The sequence below is a fragment of the Bradyrhizobium sp. Ken64 genome, assembly GCF_055807555.1.
Genome location: NZ_JBVVPA010000024.1, coordinates 15,612 through 38,876, shown reverse-complemented (window position 1 = coordinate 38,876; position 23,265 = coordinate 15,612). Strand labels below are relative to the sequence as shown.

The following is a 23,265-nucleotide window of genomic DNA, read 5'->3' as shown; positions in this document are numbered from 1 at the left end:
CCCAAGGTCGAGACTCAAGAAAAGCATGTTCAAACGCATTCTGATCGCCAATCGCGGCGAAATCGCCTGCCGGGTCATCAAGACCGCTCGCCGCATGGGAGTTCAGACGGTCGCGGTCTATTCCGAGGCCGACCGCGACGCTCTCCATGTCGAGATGGCCGACGAGGCCGTGCTGATCGGCCCGCCGGCTGCGGCCGAGAGTTATCTGGTGATCGAGAAGATCGTGGAGGCCTGCCGCAAGACCGGCGCCGAGGCCGTGCATCCCGGTTACGGCTTCCTGTCCGAGCGCGAGGCGTTTCCGCGCGCGCTGGAGGCGGCCGGCATCGTCTTCATCGGCCCCAACCCGGGCGCGATCGCGGCGATGGGCGACAAGATCGAATCCAAAAGGGCTGCCGCGAAGGCAAAAGTCTCGACCGTGCCCGGCTATCTCGGCGTCATCGAGGACGCCACGCACGCGGTCAGGATCGCCGACGAGATCGGCTATCCCGTGATGATCAAGGCCTCCGCCGGCGGCGGCGGCAAGGGCATGCGCATCGCGCATTCGACCTCCGAGGTCGCCGAGGGTTTTAACCTCGCCAAGGCCGAAGCCAAGGCCTCGTTCGGCGACGATCGGGTCTTCATCGAGAAGTTCATCGTCGATCCCCGCCACATCGAGATCCAGCTGCTGGGCGACAAGCACGGCAACGTGATCTATCTCGGCGAGCGCGAATGCTCGATCCAGCGCCGCAACCAGAAGGTCATCGAGGAAGCACCGTCGCCGCTGCTCGACGAAGCCACCCGCCGCAAGATGGGCGAGCAGGCGGTCGCACTCGCCAAGGCCGTGAATTACGACTCCGCCGGCACCGTCGAATTCGTCGCGGGGCAGGACAAGAGCTTCTACTTCCTGGAGATGAACACGCGCCTCCAGGTCGAGCATCCCGTCACCGAGCTCGTCACCGGCGTCGACCTCGTCGAGCAGATGCTCCGCGTTGCCGCCGGCGAGAAGCTCGCCATTGCGCAGAAGGACGTCACGCTGACCGGCTGGGCCGTGGAGTCGCGCCTCTACGCGGAGGACCCGTTCCGCAACTTCCTGCCCTCGATCGGTCGCCTGGTGAAATACCGTCCGCCGGCGGAAGCGAGCCAGGACGGCATCACCGTGCGCAACGATACCGGCGTGCAGGAGGGCGGCGAGATCTCGATCCATTACGATCCGATGATCGCCAAGCTCGTCACCCACGCGCCGTCACGCGCGGCCGCGATCGAGGCGCAGGCCACCGCGCTGGACTCGTTCTACGTGGACGGTATCCGTCACAACATCCCGTTCCTGTCGGCGCTGATGCATCATCCGCGCTGGCGCGAAGGCCGGCTCTCCACCGGCTTCATCGCCGAGGAATTCCCCAGGGGCTTTGCCGTCCGCGTGCCGGAGGGCGAGGTCGCACGGCGGCTTGCCGCGGTCGGTGCCGCCATCGATCACGTGCTCGGCGAGCGCAAGCGGCAGATTTCCGGTCAGATGGGCGGCCGCATCGTGCAGCGCGAGCGGCGCCGTGCGGTCTGGCTCGAGCGCCAGGAGATCCTGCTGGAGATCGCGCGCGAGGGCGAGGCGGTCGCGGTGCGTTTCGTCGATGCCGACGGCAAGGCCGGCAATGCGCATCTGTTGCAATCGCCGTGGAAGCCGGGCGATCCGGTCTGGCAGGGCACCATCGACGGGCACCTCGTGGCGGTGCAGGTGCGCCCGATCGCAAACGGCATCCGCCTCGCGCATCAGGGCGTCGAGGTGCCGGTCTATGTCTGGACCGAAGCGGAAGCTGCCTCGGCGCGGCTGATGCCGGTGACCACGGCTGCCGACACCGGCAAGAAGCTGCTTTGTCCGATGCCCGGTCTCGTGGTCTCGATCGCGGTGACCGAGGGGCAGGAGGTCAAGGCCGGCGAGACGCTCGCGGTGGTCGAAGCCATGAAGATGCAGAACGTGCTGCGCGCCGAGCAGGACGGCACGGTGAAGAAGATCCACGCCAGCGCCGGTTCGACGCTCGCGGTGGATGCGCTGATTTTGGAATTTGCATAGGGGCCCAATGTCGTCCTGGCGAAAGCCAGGACCCATTGCCCCAGGGAGTAGTTGTTGATGGCGATGGTGGCCGTCATTTTCTGCCACCATATCCAATTGTGGTAATGGGTCCTGGCTTTCGCCAGGACGACGGCGGGGACGCAATTCGCACTAACCGAGACATCACCATGGCCTTTCGTTCCCGCCGCGAAAAATTGCGATCGATCCTGTCGGGCGCGACTTGCGTCCATCCCGGCTCGGTCTACGACGCCATCTCGATCCGCATCGCCGAGGATCTCGGTTTCCCGCTCGGCATGTTCGGCGGCTCGGTGGCTTCGCTCGCGGTACTCGGCGACCCCGACATCACGCTGATCACGCTCACCGAGCTCGCCGAGCAGATGCGACGGATGTCGCGTGCGGCAGCACTGCCGGTGCTGGTTGATGCCGATCACGGCTATGGCAACGCGCTCAACGTGCGCCGCACGGTGCAGGAGCTGGAGATGGCGGGCGCCGCCGGCCTCACCATCGAGGACACGCTGCTGCCGGCTGGCTTCGGCGAAGCGAAGACGCAGCTGATCTCGCTGGAGGAGGGCGTCGGCAAGATGAAGGCGGCACTGGACGGCCGCGGCGATCCCTCGCTCTTCATCATGGGGCGCACCGGTGCGGCCTCGATCACCTCTATCGAGGATGCGATCCGCCGCGCCAGGGCCTATGAAGCCGCCGGCGTCGACGCGCTGTTCTTCACCGGCATCAAGTCGCGCGCCGAGCTCGAGGCGGTCGCATCCGCCACGCATCTGCCGATCGTGCTCGGCGGCGCGCCGGAGGAGTTGAACGTGCTCGAATACCTCGCTGGCCAGCGCGTGCGCATCGCGCTTCAGGGCCACGCGCCGATCGCGGCCGCAACACAGGCCGTCTACGAGACACAGAAGGCGCTGCGCGACGGCACTGCGCCGAAGAATCTCAAAGGCCTCCCGTCATCGGACTTGACCAGCCGCATCACGCGGGAGGCCGACGTCAAGGCGCGGAGCGCCGACGTCCTCGGACTGCAACAATGAGCCGGGCGATCCTCCAGGTCATGATCCGCGGCCGCGTGCAGGGCGTCGGCTACCGGGCCTGGCTCGAGTACCAGGCGACGACGTGCGGTCTCGAAGGCTGGGTCCGCAACCGCCGCGACGGCAGCGTCGAAGCGCTGTTCGCAGGGCCGCCGAAGCACGTCGCCGACATGGTGGCGCTGTGCCGCCACGGCCCGCCGTCCTCGCGCGTCGACAGCGTCACCAGCGAGACGGCCGACGCCGATGAGCTGAACTTGCGCCGGGCAGGCGAGGCGTTTTCGGTGTTGCCGACGGTGTAGCTAAAGAATCACCGCGGCAGCTTGGCGATTGCCTCGCTCAATTCGTGGATCTCGTAGGGCTTGCGCAGGATCGGGAAATCGCCGCGCACGCCTGCGGCGACTTCGCTGTAGCCGGTGGCGAGCAGGATCGGCAGGCCGGGGCGGATCTGGCGGAGGTGATGGGCGAGGCTGAGCCCGTCCATCTTGCCGGGCATGACGATATCCGAGAACACGAAGTCGACGCCGTTCTTCTCGATCTCGCTCAAGGCGGCTTCGGCGTCCGCGACGCGACGCACCTGATAACCGAGCTGCTCCAGAAGACCGATGCTGACGGCGGCGACGTCCGGATTGTCCTCGACCAGCAGCACCGTGCCGCTGCCCTGGAACGCCGGTTCTCCCGCCGCCTCGCGCGATGGCTCGTCTTCTCCGCGCGGTAGGAGGATGGTGAAGGTCGTGCCCTTGCCGAGCGCGCTCGCGACCCGGATCGTGCCGCCGGCCTGATGGGCGAAGCCGTGCACCTGGGAGAGACCGAGGCCGGTGCCCTTTCCGATCGGCTTGGTCGTGAAGAACGGCTCGAAGATCTTGTCGAGAACGTCGGAGGGAATACCGAGGCCGGTATCGCTGACGTCGATCGCGATGAATTCGCCCACGAGGGGATCCTCGTCGAGCACGAGATTGCGCGCTGCGATCGTCACCGTGCCTCCGTCGGGCATCGCGTCGCGGGCATTGATGACGAGGTTGAGCAGCGCGGTCTCGAGCTCGGAAACGTCGGTCCTGATCGGCCAGACGTCGTCGCTGACGTCGAAGGCCAGGCGCACGGAGCTGCCGACGCCGGCATCGAGCACCTCGCGGATCGCCGCGATGCGGTCGGCGAAGTCGATCGCCTGCGGATTGACGCTCTGCCGCCGCGCGAACGTAAGGAGCTGGTTGGTCAGCGCCGCGCCGCGCTTGGTAGCGGTCTCGATCGCCGAGATCGCGCGCTGAAGCTTGGCGTCGTCGTTGGCCCCTCGTTTCAGCATGTGGAGGCTGCCGCTGATGATCATCAGGAGGTTGTTGAAGTCGTGGGCGACCCCGCCGGTGAGCTGGCCGAGCGCATCGAATTTCTGGGATTCGGCGAGCTGCTTCTGCATCGCCTCGAGCTTGAGCTGGGTATTGCGGCGCTCGGTGATGTCGCGCGTGATCTTCGCGAAGCCGACCAGCTCGCCGGCCTCGTAGATCGGATCGATCACGACGCTGGCCCAGAAGAAGGTGCCGTCCTTGCGGACGCGCCAGCCTTCCTCCTCGTAGCGGCCCTTTTCCCGTGCGATCCCGAGCGCACGGGCGGGCTTGCCGTTGGCGCGGTCGGTCTCGGTGTAGAAACGGGAAAAGTGCTGGCCGAGGATCTCCCCGGGCGAATAGCCCTTGATGCGCTCGCCGCCGATGTTCCAGCTGGTGATTCTCCCGGTGGGATCCAGCATGTACAGGGCGTAGTCCGCGACCCCTTCAACCAACAGGCGGAAACTGCGTTCGCTTTCGAACAAATCCCTCTGCTGACTAGACTTCTCGATCATTCCCGGACCCTGCCTTAACCGGGGCAAACGCGGTAGGTGGCGGATTGTTCCGAAGATTTGGAACCTTTTTAGGCAATATTGCGGGCCCGTATGCAGGGCGCAAGCTAGCGGACGCTCGCAGCGTTAGGCGATCTTGTAAACCGGTCTGGCGTCAGACCGCCGCCGCGCTCCGGAACGTCGCCGCCACCGCGCGCAGCGCCGCAAGCTTTGCGGGATCGCTGACCTTCGAATGCAGCATCACCTTGGAGCTGCCGAGTTTTGGCAGCTTCTGGACTGGCCCGATGTCGACCAGCCCAGGAGGTGCGATCCGTCGCGCCAGCGGTGCGATGGCAAGTCCGGCAAGTGCGGCCGCGACCACGGCGGTGACGCCACCGCCGACAAAACGCTCACGCCATGTGAGGCCGGCCTTGTCGAGCGCGCGCACGGCGATGGCGCGGACGCCGCAGGGCGGAGCGAGGGTTGCGAGCGGCAAAGGCTGCCCCTTTGGCACGGTGAAGCGTCTTGACGCGAACCAGCCGAATTCGTCCTCGGCCAGCCTCTCGCCGCCGCGGCGGCTGCCTTCCTGGCGCACGATCACCGCATCCAGTTGGCCGGAATCATAGGCCTCCTGCATCTCGCGTGAGAAGCCGATGGTGACGGCGAGGGTGAGGTTCGACGACATCGCATGCAGGCGTTCGAGCAGCGGTACCAGCTCCGGCCCCGCGGCATGGTCGGAGATGCCGAGCGAGAGCGACTGCGCGAGCGAGGCCTCGCCCGACAGCGCGCGGTCATGTGCCGCGATCAGCGCGCGGGCGCGATCGAGGAACGTCGCGCCGTCTGCCGTGAGCCGGACCGCGCGCGGCGAGCGCTCGACGAGGCGCCTGCCGAGCAGCGTTTCCAGCCGTTGCAGCTTGAGGCTGACGGCCGCCTGGGTCGTGCCAAGGACCTCGGCGGTGCGCGTAAAACTCTGGAGGTCGGCGACCAGCAGGAAGGCCTGGACAGTGGCGATGTCGAGCGTTGCTGTCATTATGATATCTTATCACTGGTATCAACAGAGATAAGATACCAAAATGTCGAGGGTCGGTCTAGCTTCTCATCAACGCCGCGCAACACCTGCGCGACATCCGAGGAGAACGACCATGCCGCTGATCACCGTGTCCTACACCACCTCCCGCCAGTCGCCTTCGCTGAAGGCCGACATCGCGAGCGCCGTGTCCGAACTCACCGCAAAAATCCTGCACAAGGACCCTGAGGTCACCGCCATCATCGTGAAACCGGTCGAGGCGGGCGACTGGTTCGCCGGCGGCAAGTCGCTCGCAGAGCAGAAGCTCGCGAGCTACTGGATCGACATCCACGTCAGCGAAGGCACCAATACCAAGGACGAGAAGGCCGCCTATCTCGCCGCGATGTTCCAGCGCATGGCCGGGATCCTGGGTCCGCTGCATCACGAGACCTATCTGCATGTCGACGAGGTCAAGGGCGACGCCTACGGCTTTGGCGGCCTGACCCAGGAGCGGCGCTACATCGCCGGCAAGCTCGAGGTTTCCCCCGAGAAGGCGTGAGGAGGGAGGCCGCGGGTGAACGATCTCACCCGCGGCCTGAACCGGTTGGGCCTCCTGATCGTCAGCTCGCTATGCGAAACTGAACTTCGTCCTTGTTCAGGAAACAGGTCTTGTCGAACAGCTTCAAATCAAGCGGGTTCGGCAGCCTGACATCGTCCAGGTCAGGGCAGGGTTTGAGCGAGGGATCATAGGAGCGGTCGATCTGCGAGATGAAGACGACGATCAATCCCTTGTCGCGCGCGAATGATTTCAACGCGCGCACCTGAACGGTGAGGTCGGGATTTTCACGCCGCTGGTCGAGCAGTTGCAGATAGTCGATCACCACGACCGTGCCGCGCGGTGCTGCGGCCATCTGCTTGACGACGTAATCGGCACTGATGGCGTCGGAGCAATCGACCTCGAGGAGCTTTTCGAATTGCGCCGGGTCTACGCCGACCCTCCGAAGGCGATCCAGAACGTCTTTCTCGGTGTATTCGAGCGAGAAGAACGCAGCGCGGTGGCCCGACCGCATCGCCTCCACCGCAAGCTCGAGGCTCATCAAGGTCTTGCCCTGGCCGGGGCGCGCCCCGACCAGCACGAGGTCACCCGGTTGGAATTGCGGGAAAAACCTGTTGGCCGGGCTCGCTGCGGCCGCTTTCGCCGCGAGCATGCTCCAGGCGGAAAAGCCTTCCGTCGCGGCGATGCGATCGAGCGCATCGTGCAGCGGGATGCCTTCCTCGCGGGACAGACGCTTCGCTCTTCGCTTCAGATGATAGATGGGTGCAGACAGTCTCATCGCAAAAACCTCCCATTGCGAGCTGAAACGCAACCCCTCCTTATGCCTGGCGCTCGAACAGTCGGTCCGAAGATCAAATCGCCCGGCATGACATCTGCTTTCCCGGCGGAGGGGGGAGGCGTGGGCGACACCGGAATCGAGCCTAGCCGATTCCGCATTGGCGGAAAACGATAGAGGCGGGGCGCTCTACAGAAAGCGTTAGACGGCTTCCGGGATCAGCGCCCGGGTCGGCCCGAACAGCTCCTCGAAGGCCTGCCGGAGCGCGACGTCGACATCGGACATCGTCACGAGCTGGCCGAGATCGACCAGCGAGGTGACGCCGTAGCGGGGATCGGCGACGCCGCAGGGCACGATGCCGGCGAAATGCGACAGCTCCGGCTCGACATTGATGGCGATGCCGTGAAACGAGACCCAGCGCTTCAGTCGGACGCCGATCGCCGCGATCTTGTCCTCGTGCTCGGGTCCCTTGTCGGGCCGCTTCACCCAGACGCCGACCCGGTCCTCGCGCCGCTCGCCACGGATGTTGAAGGCGGCGAGCGTCCGCACAATCAGCTCCTCCAGGCTCGCGACATAGGCCCGGACGTCCGGCCGCCGGCGCTTCAGGTCGAGCATGACATAGGCCACGCGCTGGCCGGGCCCGTGGTAGGTGAGCTGGCCGCCGCGCCCGGTGGCAAAGATCGGGAATCGGGCATCGAGCAGGTCGGATTCCTTGCCGGAGGTGCCGGAGGTGTAGAGTGGGGGATGTTCCAGCAGCCAGACCAGCTCCGGAGCTTCACCCGCTGCGATCGCCGCGACGCGCGCCTCCATTTCGGCCACGGCCTCCGGATAGGGCACGGGCGCGTCCGAAATCCGCCACTCCACGGGCTCGCCGGAGGAGGCGGAAAACGCCGTCAAATCGAGCTCTTGACGCTGGTTTTGGCGGGGGTTTTGGGGTGAATTAACCATTGGCTAACCATAACCGGGTGATGATCCCAGGTGCAAATATCAAGTCCCTAGTCCTAGTCCCAAGTTGCGGTGGTGCTGCAGTGCCTACTCTCGACAAAGTCACCGTGGATCTCATGGTCGTCCTCGGGACGACCACCATGCCGATCCATCAGGTATTACGTCTTTCCCGCGGCGCCATCATCGAGCTGGACGCAACCGAGGCCGACGAGGTCAAGGTTCTGGCCAATAATTTGCCGGTCGCCTCCGGCGTCGTGCTGGTCGACCGCAACCGGATCGCGGTCGAGGTCAAGCAGATGCTGCCACGTATCCCGGGCACGCGGTAGCGGCCTGGGCATACGGTAGCGGCCCGGGCAGGCGGAAAAGGCCGATCCCGGCGCGAGGAGCCGGAACTTTCCTGCCAAGCTTGTGGAATTCAGGGCCTTTGGAGGCTTGTACCCCTCTGACGGATTTGTTAGATCGGCGCCGTTGATCCGGTTGGCCTTCAAGCCTCAGGCCGGCATCCCCAAAAGCGCTCGTGGCGGAATTGGTAGACGCGCTGCCTTGAGGTGGCAGTGAGTAAAATCGTGGGGGTTCGAGTCCCTCCGAGCGCACCATTTGGCCACCTCGGTATTGATATTCCTTGGTTATTGATGCCCTCCGGGGGCGTGGCTGCGCAGTTGCTGCGCAGGGCCCGAATGGCGCTGCCGACGTGAGCCGGGGTCCCGAGCACCGTTCCGATAAAGCGATGATCGTCCTCATTCCATGGCGCCGGCATTGTTCGATTCGGCGCTGCGGCTGGATCGCGCGTGATGGGGAACGATGATCGTCGGGATCGCATTTGCAGTCGGTGAGGTCGCTGCGCAAATGCCGGCTGCGGCGCGTGGCTATGGTTAGACGGTGAAGGACGATGAGAGACAGCGCGTCGGAAGTGACCGACATCGGCGACGCCGTTCACTTGTGCATCGACATGCAGAACATCTTCGCTCCGGGCGGTCTCTGGGAGACGCCATGGATGGCGCGAGTGTTGCCGACGATCGCCTCGATCGTTTCGCGCCATCAGGCCAGAACGATCTTCACGCGATTTATCACGCCCGAGAACCCGGAGGATCGGCCCGGACAGTGGCAGCGCTATTTTCGTCGCTGGCAAGAGGCGACCCGCAAGCATCTGCCGCCATCCGGTCTCGAGCTTGTGCCGGCCCTGGGCCGCTTCGTTCCGCCGGCTGCCGTCATCGACAAGCCGGCCTATTCGGCGTTCAGCAATCCCGGCCTCGCCGGTCTGTTGATCGACAAGAATGTCGGCACAGTCGTGATCACGGGCGCAGAGACGGACGTCTGCGTGCTCTCGACGGTCCTGAGCGCCGTCGATCTCGGCTTTCGGGTCGTTATCGTCGAGGATGCGCTGTGCAGCTCGTCCGACGTCGGCCATGATGCGCTCATGACGATGTACCGCACCCGCTTTCACGGCCAGGTCGATCTGATGACCGCCGAGGAATTGGCGGAGTTCTGGCGGGAGTAGGGACGATTGGCTCAGTTGACGTTGTCCGCGAGCATGTTGCGGAAGGCGGTGGCGACGGCGGCAATGCCGCTGGCGTCGTGCATCAGTGCGATCTCGCCCTGCTGCTCGTGGCGGATGGCGTGGGCCATCACACGCAGGCGCAGATCGCCGCCGCTATGCCACATCTGATCGGCCATCCTGACCGCGCCGGCGTGATGCTTGCTCATGGTCTCGACGAACAGCGTGTCGAATTGGTCCGCCGGCGCGGCCTTGACCTGTCGCATCTCGGCCTGTGTCAGGAAGCCCGGCATGGCGGCACGTTCGTCCGAGCTGCAATCGGGCATCTCGGTGTCGAACCAGCTCAGCCACCAGGTCTCGAAAATCCGGTTCTCGCCGGTCTGGCTTGCGACCATCAGCATCGCCAGCTTTCTCAGATGCGGGTCCTGCGCGCGCTCCGCGGCGATCCGCGCCAGGTCGATGCCCTGGGCGTGATGCGCGGTCATATGACGGATGTAAGTCTGGTCCGCGTCCCTGTCGCGGCCCATCCATGGCGGCTCGTAACCATGGCTGCCGAACAACGCGGTCGCTCCGAGCAGTGCGATCAAAGCCAGCGCGCCGGTGGTCCAGGCATTGGTGAAGCGAACATCGCGCGCGGGTGCCGCGCCTCGTCTCCAGCGCAACCGGGCGAACAGGGGATACATCACGGCGGAGGAGCCATGGACGAGCAGGCCGATCCAGTACGGCTGCTGCAGCGTGAACAGCGGCTGCCAGAACGGAAACAGCGGCACCAGCACGAACCATTCCATGCTTGACGAGAACACGGCCCAGGGCAGGGCGAGCAGCAGGATCGCCAGCGGCCGCAGGTCGGCGGTCCAGCGCCCGAGCAGGCCGAAGAAGACCACCGCCCAGGAGAAGTCCGCCCATTGGTGGAAGGCGATCCCGGCAAGGATCGCGCTCCACGACGGCTCTGCGCTTATCGCCCAATCGCGCGCGGGGATGGCGGCGACCGTCATCCAGTCGACGGCGGCATCGCGTCCGATCCGCGCGGCGAAGAGCTGGCTGACGATGGTCGAGAAGGTGCTGCTGATCAGGCCGAGTTCGGCAGCGGCGATCCAGCGCGAGCGTCGCCGTGAGGCGGCTTCATCACCGGGACGAATTGAACTGGAAATGGTTGACGGCGCGGCGGCGTTCACGTCAGCTGATTGAGTTTCTTCAACGGATTGAGCTCGCTCGGCTTGCTCTGTTCGTCCCGGCCGCGCTCGGCTTGCTCCTTGCCTTCCTCGTGGAGATCCTGATCGCCGACGATCTCGCCGACGGCCTGTTTCGCCTTGCCAGCGATCCGCTGACCGAGGCCCTTGGTCTTGCTCATGGTCTGCCTCCAGGCTCACGCCGCGGCGCCGGCGCTTGAAGGGGATGAGCGCCGGGGCCGCGGTTTCCTCTATTCAGCCTCCGGCAGGGGGGACGTCGGAAGCGTTGATGAGACGCGCTGACCCGCGGATGGTTCCTCGGCCGTCATCTTGGCTCGAGTTCGATGATCACGCCTTCATTGCCGCGGAGCAGGATGGTGGCGCCCGGCAACGGCTCGGACGGCAGGTCGAGATGCGTCGACATCAGCAGGCGGCCGCGACCTTGCCAATGCCATTTCCGCGGCTCGGCGGCGATGTTGAGCGCGACCAGAATTTCCCTGCCGCCATCCGTCCGCCTGTAGGCAAGAACGTCGTTCTGCGAGCGTAGCGGCTCGTAGCCGCCGTGGCGCAGGCACGCGTGCTCGCGCCGCAGCGTCATGAGCGCGCGAAACAGCGCCAGGATCGAACGCGCATCGCGCTGCTGCGTGGCCACGTTGGTCGCGCCGTCGGGCGGCTCCAGCGGCAGCCATGGATCGCCGGTGGTAAAGCCGCCATTGCTGCTGTCATCCCATCGCATCGGCGCGCGTTCGGGATCGCGGCAAAGGCCATACCCCGGCACGAGCTTCTCGAAGGGATCGCGGACGCGGTCGGCCGGAATGGGAACGCGCTTGCGGCCGATCTCGTCGCCCATGAAGAAGAACGGCGTTCCCCGCAGCGTCAGCAGCAGCATCGCCAGCACGCGCATTTGCGGCTCGCCGATCTTGCTCGCGATCCGCTGCTTGTCGTGGCCACCGATCACCCAGACCGGCCAAGCATGATCCGGGATAGCGTTGAAATACGCATCGATCGTTGCTTGCAGGGACAGCGCGTCCCATTGCGAGTCCAGCAGCGCGAAATTGAGCGGCAGATGCAGGCGCGGACGGTCGTTGCCGTAGAAGTGGCCGATGCGGTCGGTCTTGCCCTGGACTTCACCGCACAACATCCGCCCAGGATAACCGTCGATCATCTCGCGGATGAATTCGATGCAATCCATCGTCTCCGGCCGATCGTCGGTAAAGACGGGCGTCTGGCGCTGCGGCGGCGGCTTGCCTTTCACTTGCGGGTTATGCGGATTGTCGCGCAGCAGCGCGTCCTTGATCAGCACCGCGCTGGCATCGACGCGAAATCCGTCGACGCCGCGATCGAGCCAGAAGCGCATGACATCGGCGATCGCGGCGCGCAGCTGCGGGTTGCGCCAGTTCAGATCGGGCTGCTCGACCAGGAAGGAGTGATAGTAATACTGCCGCCGCGCCTCGCACCATTCCCAGCCGCTGCCGCCGAAGCGGCTTAGCCAGTTGTTGGGCGGGCCGCCGTTCTCGGCCGCGTCGGCCCAGATGTACCAATCGGCTTTCGCGCTGTTTCGTGAGCTGCTGCTCTCGACGAACCATGCGTGGTCGTTCGCAGTATGGTTGGGCACGAGATCCAGGATCACGCGGATCTCCGCGGCGTGCAGGGCCTTGAGCAGGCGGTCGAACGCCTCGAGGCTGCCGAACGCAGGGTCGATGGAGCAGTAGTCGGAGATGTCGTAGCCGAGGTCGCGGAACGGACTCTTGTAGATCGGCGTCAGCCACACCGCGTCGACGCCGAGCCATTTCAGATAGTCGATGCGCGAGGTCAGGCCGGCGAGGTCGCCCTTGCCGTCGCCGTCCGAGTCCTGGAACGAGATCAGTGCGATTTCGTAGATGACGGCGGATTCCCACCACGCACCTTCGTCACGGGACGCCTCGCTCATTGCCTTGCATCACCTCGTCGTGCGTCCTCAGGTCCGTGCCGCCGCGTGGGCTGCGATCTGCTTGGCCGCGGTTCGGGCGCTCTCGATGCCCTTGGGAAAGCCGCTGCGGTTCGGATACAGCTTGCGTCGGGCATCGCGCGGCGGCCGTTGCGGCTTGGTGTCTTGCGCGGCGCGGTAGTCGAGCATCGCGATGCCGCCAACCATCAGCAGCGCCAGCGCGATATTGCCCTTTTTGGGATTGTCCGCGGTCATGCCCGAGAGCAGCGCGGCGGCATCGAGGCCGTCGCCGCCGACGCGGGCCCACAGGCCGGCGTTCTTCTCGACCGAGAGGGTCATGACCCCGGCAAGGATTTCCCGCACGCCGAAGGCACGGACCAGCGTCTCGCTACCTTCCATGCCCAGCGTTTCCGTGACGCGCCGCGGCGCGAAGAATTCAACGACGCCGAGACCGATGCTGAACCAGCCGAGTGCGCGGGCGAGCTGGTCTTCGGGCCGCTTCAGGCTCGGGCCACCCTCGACGATTTTCGGATCGCCCTTGGTGCGAACGATGTTGGAGAAATGAAACATGGGCCTTGCTCCTCAGGGCTTCAGCACGACCTTGACGCAGGAGTCGCGCTTGTCGCGAAACACCTGATACATCTCGGGGCCTTGGCTGAGCGGGACGGTGTGGGTGATGACGAAGGACGGATCGATCTGGCCTTCCTCGATGCGATGGAGCAGGTCGTCGGTCCAGCGGTTGACGTGGGTCTGGCCGGTGCGCATCTGCAGGCCCTTGTTCATGAAGGCGCCCATCGGAAGCATGTCGGAGAATCCGCTGTACACGCCCGGCACCGAGATGATGCCGCCAGGGCGGCAAACATAGATCATCTCGCGCAGCACATGCGGCCGGTCGCTCTCCACCATGACCATCTGCTTGGCGCGATCGAGCAGCGTGTCGGGCAGGGAGGCCATCACATGCGACTCCATCCCGACGCAGTCGATACATTTTTCGGGGCCTCTACCGTCGGTGAGCTCCTCGAGCCGCTCCAGGACGCTTTCGGTTTCGAAGTTGATGGTGGTGGCGCCGCCGGCTTCGGCCATGCTGAGCCGTTCGGGCAGGCAGTCGATCGCGATCACCTGGTTGGCGCCGAGCAGGATGGCGCTGCGGATCGCCATCTGTCCCACGGGACCGCAGCCCCAGATCGCGACCGTATCGGTCGGCTCGATGTCGCATTGCGCGGCGGCCTGCCAGCCGGTCGGGAAGATGTCGCTGAGAAACAGCAGCTTCTCGTCGGGAATGCCGTCGGGCACCTTGATGTGGGTGGCGTCGGCGAACGGCACGCGCAGATATTCGGCCTGGCCGCCGGGATAGCCGCCGGTCAGATGGGTGTAGCCGAACAGGCCGGCCGTCGTGTGTCCGAACGCCTTGTCCGCCAGATGGCGCTTGCGATTGGTGGTTTCGCAGACCGAGAAATTGCCGCGCTTGCACTGGTCGCATTCGCCGCAAATGATCGTGAAGGGAACGACGACGCGGTCGCCCTTCTTCAGCTTGCCGTCGACGCCTGAGCCGACCTCGACCACTTCGCCCATGGTCTCGTGGCCCATGATGTCGCCGGGCAGCATGCCCGGAATGTAGTTGTGAAAGAGGTGCAGGTCGGAGCCGCAGATGGCGCAGCTCGTGACTTTAATGATCGCGTCGCGCGGATCCTGAATCTCAGGATCGGTGACGGTGTCGCAGCGAATATCTTCCTTGCCGTGCCAGACCAGCGCCTTCATCTCTGTCCTCCCGCGAGCTACGAGGCATCCAAGTCGAACAACGAACGATGGTTGCTATCGCACGGTGCAAAATCTTTGCGCCGCACCGGCGTGCGTCCCGATAGGAACGAGCGGCCATTGCGGTGATTGGAGCGTCATCAATCCCATCTCAAGGACTAGCGAAGGATACGCTCATGGCCGCCAATCAACTCGCCGTCGTCACCGGCGCCTCCACCGGCATCGGCCTGGAACTCGCCAGATGTTGCGCCCAAGGAGGCTTCAACCTTGTCATCGCGGCGGACGAGCCCGAGATCGAGAGGGTGGCCGTCGATCTCCGCAGGCTCGGCGGCGGCGTCGAGGCGGTCGAGGCCGACCTCGCCACCACCGAAGGCGTCGACAAGCTTTGCGCCGCGGTCGGCGACCGGCCGATCGACGCGCTTCTGGCCAATGCCGGGGTCGGCCTCGGCAAGGCCTTCCTCGATCAGGATTTTGCCAGGATCAAGCACCTCGTCGACACCAACATCACCGGCACGCTGTATCTGATCCATCGCGCCGGCAACGAGATGCTCCGCCGCAATTCGGGGCGCATCCTGATCACGGGCTCGATCGCCGGATTCACGCCGGGCAGTTTTCAGGCGGTCTACAACGCCAGCAAGGCCTTCCTCGATTCATTCTCGTTTGCACTGCGCGAGGAGCTGCGCGACAGCGGCGTCACCGTCACCTGCCTGATGCCGGGCGCCACCGAGACGGAGTTCTTCCGCCGCGCCGACATGATGGACACCAAGGTCGGCACCGAGCCGAAGGACAGTGCCTACGACGTCGCGAAGGCCGGCTTCGACGCCATGTTGCGCGGCGAATCCGACATCGTGACCGGAATGAAGAACAAGCTTCAGACCACCATCGCCAACGTCACGCCGAACGAGATGCTGGCCAAGCAGCATCGCAAGATGGCGGAACCGGGCACGGCGAAGTCGTAGAACGACGCCGTCGCAATCTAAGCTGAGGGCCCGGCCGCTCCCGCGGACCGACAAAGGAGCACGCCGATTCACATAGCCTAATGCGCAAGGCTCCCCGAGCGCTCAGACTGGTCCGGCTGGAGTGAGGGGGCTGTGTTACCGATGGATCGCGTTGAACAGGCCTTTGTCGCAACGGCAATCACAGGTTTCCTCGTGATGATGGCGGCGATCGTCTGGATGATGATGGGCTGATGGCCGGGAGGGTTGCTGATTGCGGATCGCGTTGCCGTATGCTGCAGTGCTCCTGTGCCTGGCGGTCACCGCCTGGCTCGCTTTCGCGCATCTGCTCTGATCGCCGTCCGGCTCAACCGTGCTGATCGGCGATCAGCGCGGCCAGCCTGTGGGCCATCGCCGGCATATCGATCGGTTTCTCCAGGATTGGCACGTCGTGGAATTCCGGACTGATGCTGATCTTGTCGTAACCGGTCGTGAACAGGAAGGGTATGCTGCGGGCCTTCAGTTCGCGCGCGACAGGGAAGATCATCTCGCTGTGGAGATTCACGTCAAGCACGGCGGCATCCAGGATGCCGCCATCTTGCAGGATCCTGAGTGCTTCATTGAGATCGCCGACTGGCCCCGCGACCTCGGCACCGAGCGCCTGACATGCCTTGCCAATGTCATCGGCGAGAAAATATTCGTCCTCGACAATGAATATCCGCCGCCCCGTGAGCGGCGACTGCGGATCTGACGATGTGGGCGCTATCGCCATGGCGCTTCCGTGGCTTCCTTCCGGTCCGTAGGAACATCGGGCGGTGACTGGCCTTGGTATAACCATACAACCGAAAGCGGGTTCCATGAGCAACCGCGATATCATCGTCATAGGTGGCTCGGCCGGCGCGACCGCACCGTTGAAGCAGATCCTCGGCCGGCTGCCGCCGGATCTGCCCGCGGCGGTGTTCATCGTGCTGCACATCCCGGCGCAGGGCATCGGCATCCTCTCGACGGTCGCCAGCAGCGCCGGTCCGCTGCCGGTGCGGCAGGCCGAAAACGGCATGAAGATCGAGCCCGGCCAGGTTTATCTGGCCGCGCCGGACCATCATCTGCTGCTATCCGGGGATCACCTGTTCCTCGGGCGCGGTCCGCGCGAGAACATGGTCCGGCCGGCCATCGACGCCTTGTTCCGCTCGGCCGCCATCAACTACGGCCCGCGCGTCATCGGTGTGCTCCTCAGCGGGCTGTTGTCCGACGGTGCGGCCGGTCTCAACGCCATCAAGCGTTGCGGCGGAATCTCGGTGGTTCAGGACCCCTCGGACGCCATCGCCGATGAAATGCCAAGGAGCGCCCTGGAGGCGAGCATCATCGATCTTTGCGTCCCCGGTGCCGGAATGGGGGACGTTCTGTCCGATCTCGCCAGGGAAGTTGCGGGTGCCGCGCTGCCGATCCCGCCCGAGATCCGGCTCGAGGTCGACATCGCGGCGGGCGAACGGATCGGCAGTGACAAGCTCCTCTCGGTGGCTGATCCAGTTGCACTGACCTGTCCGGCCTGCGGGGGCGTGCTATCCGAGATCAAGGAGTCGCACCCGATGCGCTTCCGTTGCCAGGTCGGTCACGCCTACGCCGCCGACATCCTCGCAAAAGAGCAGGAGGGGCAAGTGGATGAAGCCCTGCGGGTCGCACTGCGCATCATCGAGGAGCGGGCTGAGTTGGTGCAGCGCATGGCTGCGGACGGACGGCGCAACGGCCGGCCCGCGGTTGCCGAGATGTACCAGGCGCGGGCTGCCGAATATCGCGAATATGCCGACATGATCCGGCGCGTGGTGCTAAAGTCGCTTGATCCTCCGGTTCGCAAGCGGGAGGCCTGAGGAGGTCGCCATGACCATTTCCCTCGCCGAATGGACCGAGCAGCTCGATACCGAGCGCCGCCATCTGATCAAGGCCGATCGGGATATCGAGGAGGGTTCGCAGCGCATCCGCGATCAGGAGGATCGGATCCGCGAACTCAGTGCCGGTGGCCACGATGCGGGCGAGGCGGAGCGCTTGGCCGAGGTGCTGAAGCAGACCCTGACGGAATGGCTCCGCCACCGCGTCCTGATCGAGCAGCGGATTGGCTATCTCCGGCAGCAAAGTCGGTCCGGAGTGATCCAGGGGTAGCAGGCCGCCCGAGCTCTATCCCGAGATCGTACCCGCCTAGCCCGTACATGAAGTCGTGTGGCCCCTCGGCGCTGCGGCGCAACGATCGTTCTCGCGGAGCAGCCGGCGGGCGAACGCGGTGGCGTCCTGGGCCGGCCTGATCAGGGCCGCGAGCTCGTCCGAGGTCTGCATCATGGGACCCCGATTGTAGGCCCCTGGGTCGGCAATCGACAACGATGTTCGCCGTATGGAACGCTGCGTGACGTTTCCGCCTTGCACCTGTTGGGGTAACATCAATCCTGCTATTTGCGGCGAGCGGGCGTCCCCTGGTTCCCGTCACTGAATGAGGCTACCGAGACTATGCATGAAATCGGCGACCAGCCGGTCGAAAGAGAGCGCCAGACCAGGTCTCCGCTGATCATCGGGGTGGGCGCCGCGCCGACAGCTCTGGATAGCGTCGAGCGGTTCTTGTCCAAGCTGACCGTGAGCGCCGACCAGGCCGTCGTGCTGGCGCTGCAACATCACGAGGCGCTGGACGAGCCGCGGCTGCGTCGGATCGTGCAGGATGCCACCGGCGGCAAGATCACCGACATCAGTAACGGCCAGACCATCGAGGGCGGCACGATCTATCTGTGCCCGCCGGCGATGATCACGACGATCCATGACGGTCGCTTCGCGGTCCGCCCGGCCGAGCAGGCCCCCGGCGAGCGGGCCACGATCGACAGCTTCCTGGTGTCTCTGGCGGAAGAACGCGCCGAGCAATCGATCGGCGTGATCCTGTCCGGCGTCGGCGGCGATGGCACGCTGGGTACCGCGACTCTGAAGGATCACGGTGGTCTCGCCATCGCCGAGAAGGGCGCGAGCGACGAGGCTGATCATCTGAAAGAAGCCAACACGCCGGCTGCGATCGCCGACTACGTGCTCTCTCCGGAGGAGATCGCCGAGCACATCCAGGTCTATGCCCGTCACCTGCGGCGGCTGGAGGAGAAGCAGGGGTTCGACGAGGTGCTGGCCGCTGCGGCGACCTCGCTGTCGCGCATCGCCGACATCCTGCGCAGCAAGACCGGTAATGATTTTCACGGCTACAAGCAGAACACCTTCCTGCGTCGCGTGCAGCGACGGATGCAGGTGGTCCAGATCGCCGACATCGCCGCCTATGTCGATTTCCTGCGCAACGACCAGGACGAGGCGCAGCATCTGTTCAACGACCTCTTGATCGGCGTCACCGAATTCTTCCGCGACAAGCGCGAATTCGATGTGCTCGAGAGTCAGATCGTCCCGAAGCTCTTCGAAGGCAAGGACGCGCGCCAGCAGGTTCGCGTCTGGGTGCTCGGATGCGCCACCGGAGAGGAGGCCTATTCCATCGCTATCCTCCTGCGCGAGCACATGGCCAAGATGGACTCGCCACCGCAGGTTCAGATCTTCGCGACCGACATCGACGGACGGGCTCTGGCGACCGCACGCGTCGGCCGCTACCGCACCAATATCGAGGCGGACATGACCAGCGAGCGTCTGGCGCGCTGGTTCGTGCGGGAAGGCGATACATATTGCGTCGTCAAGGAACTGCGCGAGATGTGCATCTTCTCGCAGCATAACGTGATCAAGGACGCGCCGTTCTCGAAGCTCGATCTCGTCTCCTGCCGCAATCTGCTGATCTATCTCAATGCCGAATTGCAAAATCGGGTGATCCCGCTATTCCACTTCGCGCTTCTGCCGGATCGATTCCTGTTTCTCGGCAATTCCGAGAACGTCACGCGGCATCCAATACTTTTCGTGCCGATCGACCGCCGCGCCCGCATCTTCAAGAAGCTGGAGACCGGAACACGGCTGCCACCGGAATTTCCAATCACGACCGCTGCCGGGAGGGCGCCCGCCGAGGTGCCGCCGCTGCGCTCGTTCCGCCCCGACATCGGCCTGGAGCGCCGCGCACAGCGGATTGCCGAGCGCTACGCGCCCGCCTATGTCATTACCGACAGCAATTTTCAGGTCCTGCACTTTTCCGGGCGCACCGGCCGCTACATCGAGCCGACGGCAGGCGCTGCCACGCTCGATCTGCTCCAGCTCGTTCACCGCGATCTCCGCCTGGACCTGCGCGCGGTGCTCAGCCGCGCGACGGAGACCAACGAGCCGGCCCATGCCGAGCAGGTACAGCTCGGCGCCAACGGTCAGCACATTTCCGTCGACATCATGGTGGAGCCGATCCAGGAGGGCGGCAGCGGCAACCGCAATTTCGTCGTCCTGTTCAAGGACGGCCCTGTGCGCGCAATAGATGCCGGCGAGGGCAAGCCCAATGCGCTGGTGCAGACCGAGCATGTCGAGCGTATCGAAGGCGAGCTGCGGGCGACGCGGGAGCGCCTCCAGGCAACCATCGAAGAGCTCGAAAGCACCAACGAGGAGCTGAAGTCGTCGAACGAGGAATACCAGTCGCTCAATGAAGAGCTTCAGTCCGCGAACGAAGAGCTCGAAACGTCACGCGAGGAATTGCAATCGGTCAACGAAGAATTGACCACCGTGAACGGCGAGCTGGCTCACCGCGTCCAGGAATTGACGCGCGCCACCAGCGATCTTCAGAACTTCCTGGAGAGCACGCAGATCGCGACCGTATTCCTCGACAACGATTTGCGCGTCATGAACTTCACGCCGGCGATCACGCAGGTACTGCATCTCGTCGAGACCGACACGGGCCGCCCCATCGCGCACATCAAGGCGCGCATCCCGATCGAGGAGCTCTATGACGACATTCGCGGCGTGTTGCGGACGCTTGCCACCGCCGAGCGCGAGCTCAGGGATCCGGACACCGGCACGCGCTACATCGTGCGCATCCTGCCCTATCGCAGCATCGACAATTTCATCGCGGGGGTCGTGATCACGTTCGTCGACGTCACCGCGATTACCCGCGCCGAGGAGCGGCAGCGCCTGCTGCTGGCCGAGCTCCAGCACCGGGTCCGCAACACGCTGGGCGTGGTGCGCTCGATCGCCCGTCGCACGGCCGATAGCAGTTCGACGGTCGAGGAGTTTGCTTCCCATCTCGATGGCCGGCTCAACGCATTCGCCCGAACCCAGGCGCTGGTGACCCGCGATCCCGAGGGCGGCGTTGATCTCGAATACCTCGCGGTCGAGGAACTGCTGGCCTATAACGCCAGGGAAGGGGAGCAGGTACGGGTCAGCGGCCCCACGGTGCGTTTTCAGTCGAAGGCCGCGGAAACCTTTGCCCTTGCCATTCACGAATTGGCGACCAACGCGCTCAAATACGGCGCCCTGAGCCGGCCGACCGGTCGCATCGAGATTTCCTGGCGCCTTGAGCAGGGCACCGACCCGGCGGAGCTGGTGTTCGAGTGGCGGGAGCGCGGTGGGCCGCCGGTTGCGCCGCCGCCGCACAAGGGATTTGGGACCGAGCTTCTGGAGCGCACACTCGGGTTCGAGTTCAAGGGGCAGACCAGGTTGGCATTCAATCCCAGGGGACTGGAATGCACGATCACCATTCCTCTCAGCAAACGGGCGTTTCATACACCGGCGGTGGCCAACTGATGCCCTTGTCGACGCTCGATCGCAGCCAGGTGGACCCGGTCATTCGCCGGCTGAACGTGCTGAGGCCGTTGTCGATGGAGGCCCGCACCTCGCTCGAATACGCAATGCTCGAAGGAATCCAGCGTGCAGGGGCGGGCGAGGATCTGATCTCGGAGGGAGATCCGGTCGACAGCGTGCGCCTCGTGCTGTCGGGCTGGCTCTGCCGCTACAAGACGCTTGAGGACGGGCGGCGCCAGATCGTCAATTTTCTCTTTCCCGGCGAAAGTTGCGATGCACACGCGTTCCTGCTGTCGGTGATGGATCATTCCATCGCGGCGATGACGCCGGTCGTCTACACCGAAATCAAGCGCGCGCGGTTTGAAAGTCTGGTGGCGGGCGACCGCGCGCTGGCGGAAGCGTTCTGGTGCGAGACGCTCGTCAACAACGCGATCCAGCGCGAATGGGCCATCAATCTCGGCCGCCGGGTGGCCTTTGAACGCGTGGCCCATCTGTTCTGCGAGATCATCGAGCGGCTGCGTCCTGTCGGCATGGTCGAGGGCAATTCCTGCGTGATGCCGGTAACGCAAATGGATCTTGCGGACGCCACCGGCCTGTCGGTGGTCCACCTCAACCGCACGGTTCAGGAGCTGCGCGCCTCCGGCCTGATCGTGCTGCGCGATCGCACGCTGACCATCACCGATCTCGATGCGCTCAAGGACGCGGCGCTGTTCTCGCCGAGCTATTTGCAACTCTATCGGCGGGCCTAAGCGCCTTCTCGGGTGTTCCGAGATACTTGATCCAGGTTAGCGCTCGCGAATGTTTTTGAGCGGATGGCTGGTTTTGAGTAATCGACGTAACTTACGTAAAGGCGGTTTCGTCCCGAATCTTCTATCGTCGTTCCATGAACGACGTCCTGCTTGCCCGCGCTGAGCGCGCGATCGAAGCAAGCCGCGCCCTCCGGGCGCAGCGCAGAGCGGTCGCGGATCAGCTTGATGACGCCACGCGCGAGGTGCGCCGGGTGGTGATGGAAAGCGCGATGCTGCGCTCGGAGCTCAAGGCCCTTCGCGACAACCGGGAAGAGTAGGACCTCCGGCACGGCGTGCCGCCGGAATCGGAGCCGACGACACCAAACGCGCAGCACGCGCCTGGATGGGTGCCTCGCTCAGCGCCGCTTCGCTGCTTTGGATCGCCTGTTGTAAGGCGAGCGGTTGACGGGCTTGAGCGAAATGCCTTCGCGTTGCGCCTTGCTGCGAATGGCCGCCACCGGGCGCTGCAGCTTGATGCTCATGACGCCCGTGGGCGTGTTTCCTTTTGCGAGCTGCTTCAGCTTGCTCACGTCCGCAGGTGTCCACCGTTCGCGCGCCCGGCGCTTGTACGCGGGATTGGCCTTGCGCGGGCCTTTGCGGCCGATTGGTGAGCCCGGCCGCTTCCATGCTGCTTTCGCCATGATGATCCTCCTTCAAGTCCTTCATCAATCAGCGAATCAGCATTTCGGTTCCGGCGCAGACGAGGTGGCGCCGCGCGCGAAGGGAATGCGCGCATCCGTCGCTGCTCGGCCGCTTCGTTTCGCACCGGCAAAATCACGCACTGTTAACTTATTGAAATGCCGGAACCTGCGGTTGCGGCCGAAGCTGCCAACACTGCCGGGCTGGGCCGCCCCAACCGGCATGAACTGTGGCCCCGGCGCCGACCTCCCGCCGGGGCCAATTCCTCCCATCTCGATTCCTTCCATCTGAAGGGCTTTGTGAAAGTACAATGACCGCGAAACGCAACCGCAGGAAACAGACCCAATCGCTCCAGGAGCGATTGGCGGCATTCGCCCAAACCGCTCGCGAGCGCGCGCGCAGCCTGCCGCCCGGCAAGGAGCGCGACATGCTGCTTCAGCGCGCCATGCAGAACGAGGTGACCTCGAACCTGACGGACTGGTTGAGCGAACCCGTCTACCCGAGGCGAGGACCTTGACGATGCGGAGCATCAAGCACTACCGCGCGTTCCAGATCGATCCGGACGGGCATGTGTTTGGATGCATCAATTTGGCCTGCGACGATGATGAGCAGGCCAAGCGCGAGGCCGCCTCGCTGGTGCTGGTGCACCGCATCGAACTGTGGCGGCTGGACCAGCGCATCGCGCAGTTCGATGTGCCGCCGGTAGTTGTCCGCCAGTAGGGCGACGAGAGGAGAGCGAGA

The 23,265-nt window shown here is 64.7% G+C and carries 25 protein-coding genes and 1 tRNA gene; 15 read left to right on the top strand and 11 right to left on the bottom strand.

Features of this window, described 5'->3' with window-relative positions:
* Positions 1-25 precede the first annotated feature (25 nt).
* The 3 genes from AC0L2F_RS29860 to AC0L2F_RS29850 all read left to right on the top strand — a co-directional run bounded on the left by AC0L2F_RS29860 (position 26) and on the right by AC0L2F_RS29850 (position 3,371).
* Entirely contained in the window at positions 26-2,041 is a 2,016-nt protein-coding gene (locus tag AC0L2F_RS29860) for an acetyl-CoA carboxylase biotin carboxylase subunit (RefSeq protein ID WP_063995995.1), read from the top strand.
* 167 nt (positions 2,042-2,208) lie between these two features.
* Complete coding sequence (locus AC0L2F_RS29855; RefSeq protein WP_473250834.1) at positions 2,209-3,075, top strand: isocitrate lyase/PEP mutase family protein; 867 nt, start codon at positions 2,209-2,211, stop codon at positions 3,073-3,075.
* On the top strand, positions 3,072-3,371 hold the full coding sequence (locus AC0L2F_RS29850; protein ID WP_007611410.1) for an acylphosphatase: 300 nt from the start codon (positions 3,072-3,074) through the stop codon (positions 3,369-3,371). Before AC0L2F_RS29855 ends, AC0L2F_RS29850 begins: the two co-directional genes overlap by 4 nt.
* A gap of 8 nt (positions 3,372-3,379) precedes the next feature.
* Here AC0L2F_RS29850 and AC0L2F_RS29845 read toward each other — a convergent pair whose 3' ends face one another.
* Both AC0L2F_RS29845 and AC0L2F_RS29840 read right to left on the bottom strand, forming a co-directional pair.
* Positions 3,380-4,900 carry a PAS domain-containing sensor histidine kinase gene (locus AC0L2F_RS29845; RefSeq protein WP_007611409.1) on the bottom strand — a complete coding sequence of 507 codons (1,521 nt, stop codon included), beginning with the start codon at positions 4,898-4,900 and terminating at the stop codon, positions 3,380-3,382.
* Positions 4,901-5,051: 151 nt separating this feature from the next.
* Positions 5,052-5,906, bottom strand: coding sequence for a LysR family transcriptional regulator (locus AC0L2F_RS29840; protein ID WP_007611408.1), 855 nt, complete (start codon positions 5,904-5,906; stop codon positions 5,052-5,054).
* Positions 5,907-6,018: 112 nt separating this feature from the next.
* On the opposite strand from AC0L2F_RS29840, the gene AC0L2F_RS29835 reads away from it, so the two are divergent.
* Positions 6,019-6,441 carry a tautomerase family protein gene (locus tag AC0L2F_RS29835; RefSeq protein ID WP_007611404.1) on the top strand — a complete coding sequence of 141 codons (423 nt, stop codon included), beginning with the start codon at positions 6,019-6,021 and terminating at the stop codon, positions 6,439-6,441.
* A 61-nt stretch (positions 6,442-6,502) separates the two neighbouring features.
* Here the strand turns inward: AC0L2F_RS29835 and AC0L2F_RS29830 are convergent, their stop codons facing one another.
* Positions 6,503-7,216, bottom strand: a complete 714-nt coding sequence (locus tag AC0L2F_RS29830) for a DNA helicase (protein ID WP_473250833.1) — start codon at positions 7,214-7,216, stop codon at positions 6,503-6,505.
* Between the two features lie 198 nt (positions 7,217-7,414).
* Complete coding sequence (lipB, locus tag AC0L2F_RS29825; RefSeq protein WP_007611402.1) at positions 7,415-8,161, bottom strand: lipoyl(octanoyl) transferase LipB; 747 nt, start codon at positions 8,159-8,161, stop codon at positions 7,415-7,417.
* A gap of 80 nt (positions 8,162-8,241) precedes the next feature.
* Here lipB and AC0L2F_RS29820 point away from each other — a divergent pair, with 80 nt between their 5' ends.
* The 3 genes from AC0L2F_RS29820 to AC0L2F_RS29810 all read left to right on the top strand — a co-directional run bounded on the left by AC0L2F_RS29820 (position 8,242) and on the right by AC0L2F_RS29810 (position 9,656).
* Complete coding sequence (locus tag AC0L2F_RS29820; RefSeq protein WP_007603171.1) at positions 8,242-8,484, top strand: FliM/FliN family flagellar motor switch protein; 243 nt, start codon at positions 8,242-8,244, stop codon at positions 8,482-8,484.
* Positions 8,485-8,669: 185 nt separating this feature from the next.
* Positions 8,670-8,754: transfer RNA gene (locus AC0L2F_RS29815), tRNA-Leu, on the top strand.
* 293 nt (positions 8,755-9,047) lie between these two features.
* On the top strand, positions 9,048-9,656 hold the full coding sequence (locus tag AC0L2F_RS29810) for a cysteine hydrolase family protein (protein ID WP_473250832.1): 609 nt from the start codon (positions 9,048-9,050) through the stop codon (positions 9,654-9,656).
* Positions 9,657-9,667: 11 nt separating this feature from the next.
* Here AC0L2F_RS29810 and AC0L2F_RS29805 read toward each other — a convergent pair whose 3' ends face one another.
* The 5 genes from AC0L2F_RS29805 to AC0L2F_RS29785 all read right to left on the bottom strand — a co-directional run bounded on the left by AC0L2F_RS29805 (position 9,668) and on the right by AC0L2F_RS29785 (position 14,507).
* Positions 9,668-10,828 carry a DUF305 domain-containing protein gene (locus AC0L2F_RS29805; RefSeq protein WP_473250831.1) on the bottom strand — a complete coding sequence of 387 codons (1,161 nt, stop codon included), beginning with the start codon at positions 10,826-10,828 and terminating at the stop codon, positions 9,668-9,670.
* A complete protein-coding gene (locus AC0L2F_RS29800) occupies positions 10,825-11,004 on the bottom strand; it encodes a CsbD family protein (protein ID WP_007603181.1) in 180 nt (59 codons plus the stop codon). The genes AC0L2F_RS29805 and AC0L2F_RS29800 overlap by 4 nt, the downstream gene beginning before the upstream one ends.
* Positions 11,005-11,147: 143 nt before the next feature.
* Entirely contained in the window at positions 11,148-12,752 is a 1,605-nt protein-coding gene (locus AC0L2F_RS29795; protein ID WP_473250830.1) for an alpha-amylase family glycosyl hydrolase, read from the bottom strand.
* Positions 12,753-12,779: 27 nt separating this feature from the next.
* Complete coding sequence (locus AC0L2F_RS29790; protein WP_007611395.1) at positions 12,780-13,319, bottom strand: hypothetical protein; 540 nt, start codon at positions 13,317-13,319, stop codon at positions 12,780-12,782.
* A gap of 12 nt (positions 13,320-13,331) precedes the next feature.
* Complete coding sequence (locus tag AC0L2F_RS29785) at positions 13,332-14,507, bottom strand: zinc-dependent alcohol dehydrogenase (protein WP_007611391.1); 1,176 nt, start codon at positions 14,505-14,507, stop codon at positions 13,332-13,334.
* A 173-nt stretch (positions 14,508-14,680) separates the two neighbouring features.
* Between AC0L2F_RS29785 and AC0L2F_RS29780 the strand changes: the two genes are divergently transcribed.
* Positions 14,681-15,463 carry an SDR family NAD(P)-dependent oxidoreductase gene (locus tag AC0L2F_RS29780; protein WP_007611390.1) on the top strand — a complete coding sequence of 261 codons (783 nt, stop codon included), beginning with the start codon at positions 14,681-14,683 and terminating at the stop codon, positions 15,461-15,463.
* A gap of 343 nt (positions 15,464-15,806) precedes the next feature.
* Here the strand turns inward: AC0L2F_RS29780 and AC0L2F_RS29775 are convergent, their stop codons facing one another.
* Positions 15,807-16,211 (bottom strand): response regulator, encoded by a 405-nt coding sequence (locus AC0L2F_RS29775; protein WP_007611389.1) that lies wholly within the window; start codon positions 16,209-16,211, stop codon positions 15,807-15,809.
* Between the two features lie 85 nt (positions 16,212-16,296).
* On the opposite strand from AC0L2F_RS29775, the gene AC0L2F_RS29770 reads away from it, so the two are divergent.
* The 5 genes from AC0L2F_RS29770 (at position 16,297) to AC0L2F_RS29750 (ending at position 22,163) form a co-directional block, all read left to right on the top strand.
* A complete protein-coding gene (locus AC0L2F_RS29770; protein WP_473250829.1) occupies positions 16,297-17,304 on the top strand; it encodes a chemotaxis protein CheB in 1,008 nt (335 codons plus the stop codon).
* Positions 17,305-17,314: 10 nt separating this feature from the next.
* Positions 17,315-17,593: a hypothetical protein gene (locus AC0L2F_RS29765; RefSeq protein WP_473250828.1), complete on the top strand. Its 279-nt coding sequence runs from the start codon at positions 17,315-17,317 to the stop codon at positions 17,591-17,593.
* A 339-nt stretch (positions 17,594-17,932) separates the two neighbouring features.
* Positions 17,933-21,100: a CheR family methyltransferase gene (locus AC0L2F_RS29760; protein WP_473250827.1), complete on the top strand. Its 3,168-nt coding sequence runs from the start codon at positions 17,933-17,935 to the stop codon at positions 21,098-21,100.
* Positions 21,100-21,846, top strand: a complete 747-nt coding sequence (locus tag AC0L2F_RS29755) for a Crp/Fnr family transcriptional regulator (protein ID WP_473250826.1) — start codon at positions 21,100-21,102, stop codon at positions 21,844-21,846. Before AC0L2F_RS29760 ends, AC0L2F_RS29755 begins: the two co-directional genes overlap by 1 nt.
* A gap of 134 nt (positions 21,847-21,980) precedes the next feature.
* Positions 21,981-22,163 (top strand): hypothetical protein, encoded by a 183-nt coding sequence (locus tag AC0L2F_RS29750; protein WP_007611379.1) that lies wholly within the window; start codon positions 21,981-21,983, stop codon positions 22,161-22,163.
* 78 nt (positions 22,164-22,241) lie between these two features.
* Here the strand turns inward: AC0L2F_RS29750 and AC0L2F_RS29745 are convergent, their stop codons facing one another.
* Positions 22,242-22,526 (bottom strand): hypothetical protein, encoded by a 285-nt coding sequence (locus tag AC0L2F_RS29745; protein ID WP_007611375.1) that lies wholly within the window; start codon positions 22,524-22,526, stop codon positions 22,242-22,244.
* A gap of 308 nt (positions 22,527-22,834) precedes the next feature.
* Here AC0L2F_RS29745 and AC0L2F_RS29740 point away from each other — a divergent pair, with 308 nt between their 5' ends.
* Together AC0L2F_RS29740 and AC0L2F_RS29735 are read left to right on the top strand one after the other, a co-directional pair.
* Entirely contained in the window at positions 22,835-23,041 is a 207-nt protein-coding gene (locus AC0L2F_RS29740; RefSeq protein WP_007611373.1) for a hypothetical protein, read from the top strand.
* A gap of 2 nt (positions 23,042-23,043) precedes the next feature.
* The gene (locus AC0L2F_RS29735; protein ID WP_007611372.1) at positions 23,044-23,244 is read left to right on the top strand and encodes a hypothetical protein; all 201 of its coding nucleotides are present in this window, start codon (positions 23,044-23,046) and stop codon (positions 23,242-23,244) included.
* Positions 23,245-23,265 lie beyond the last annotated feature (21 nt).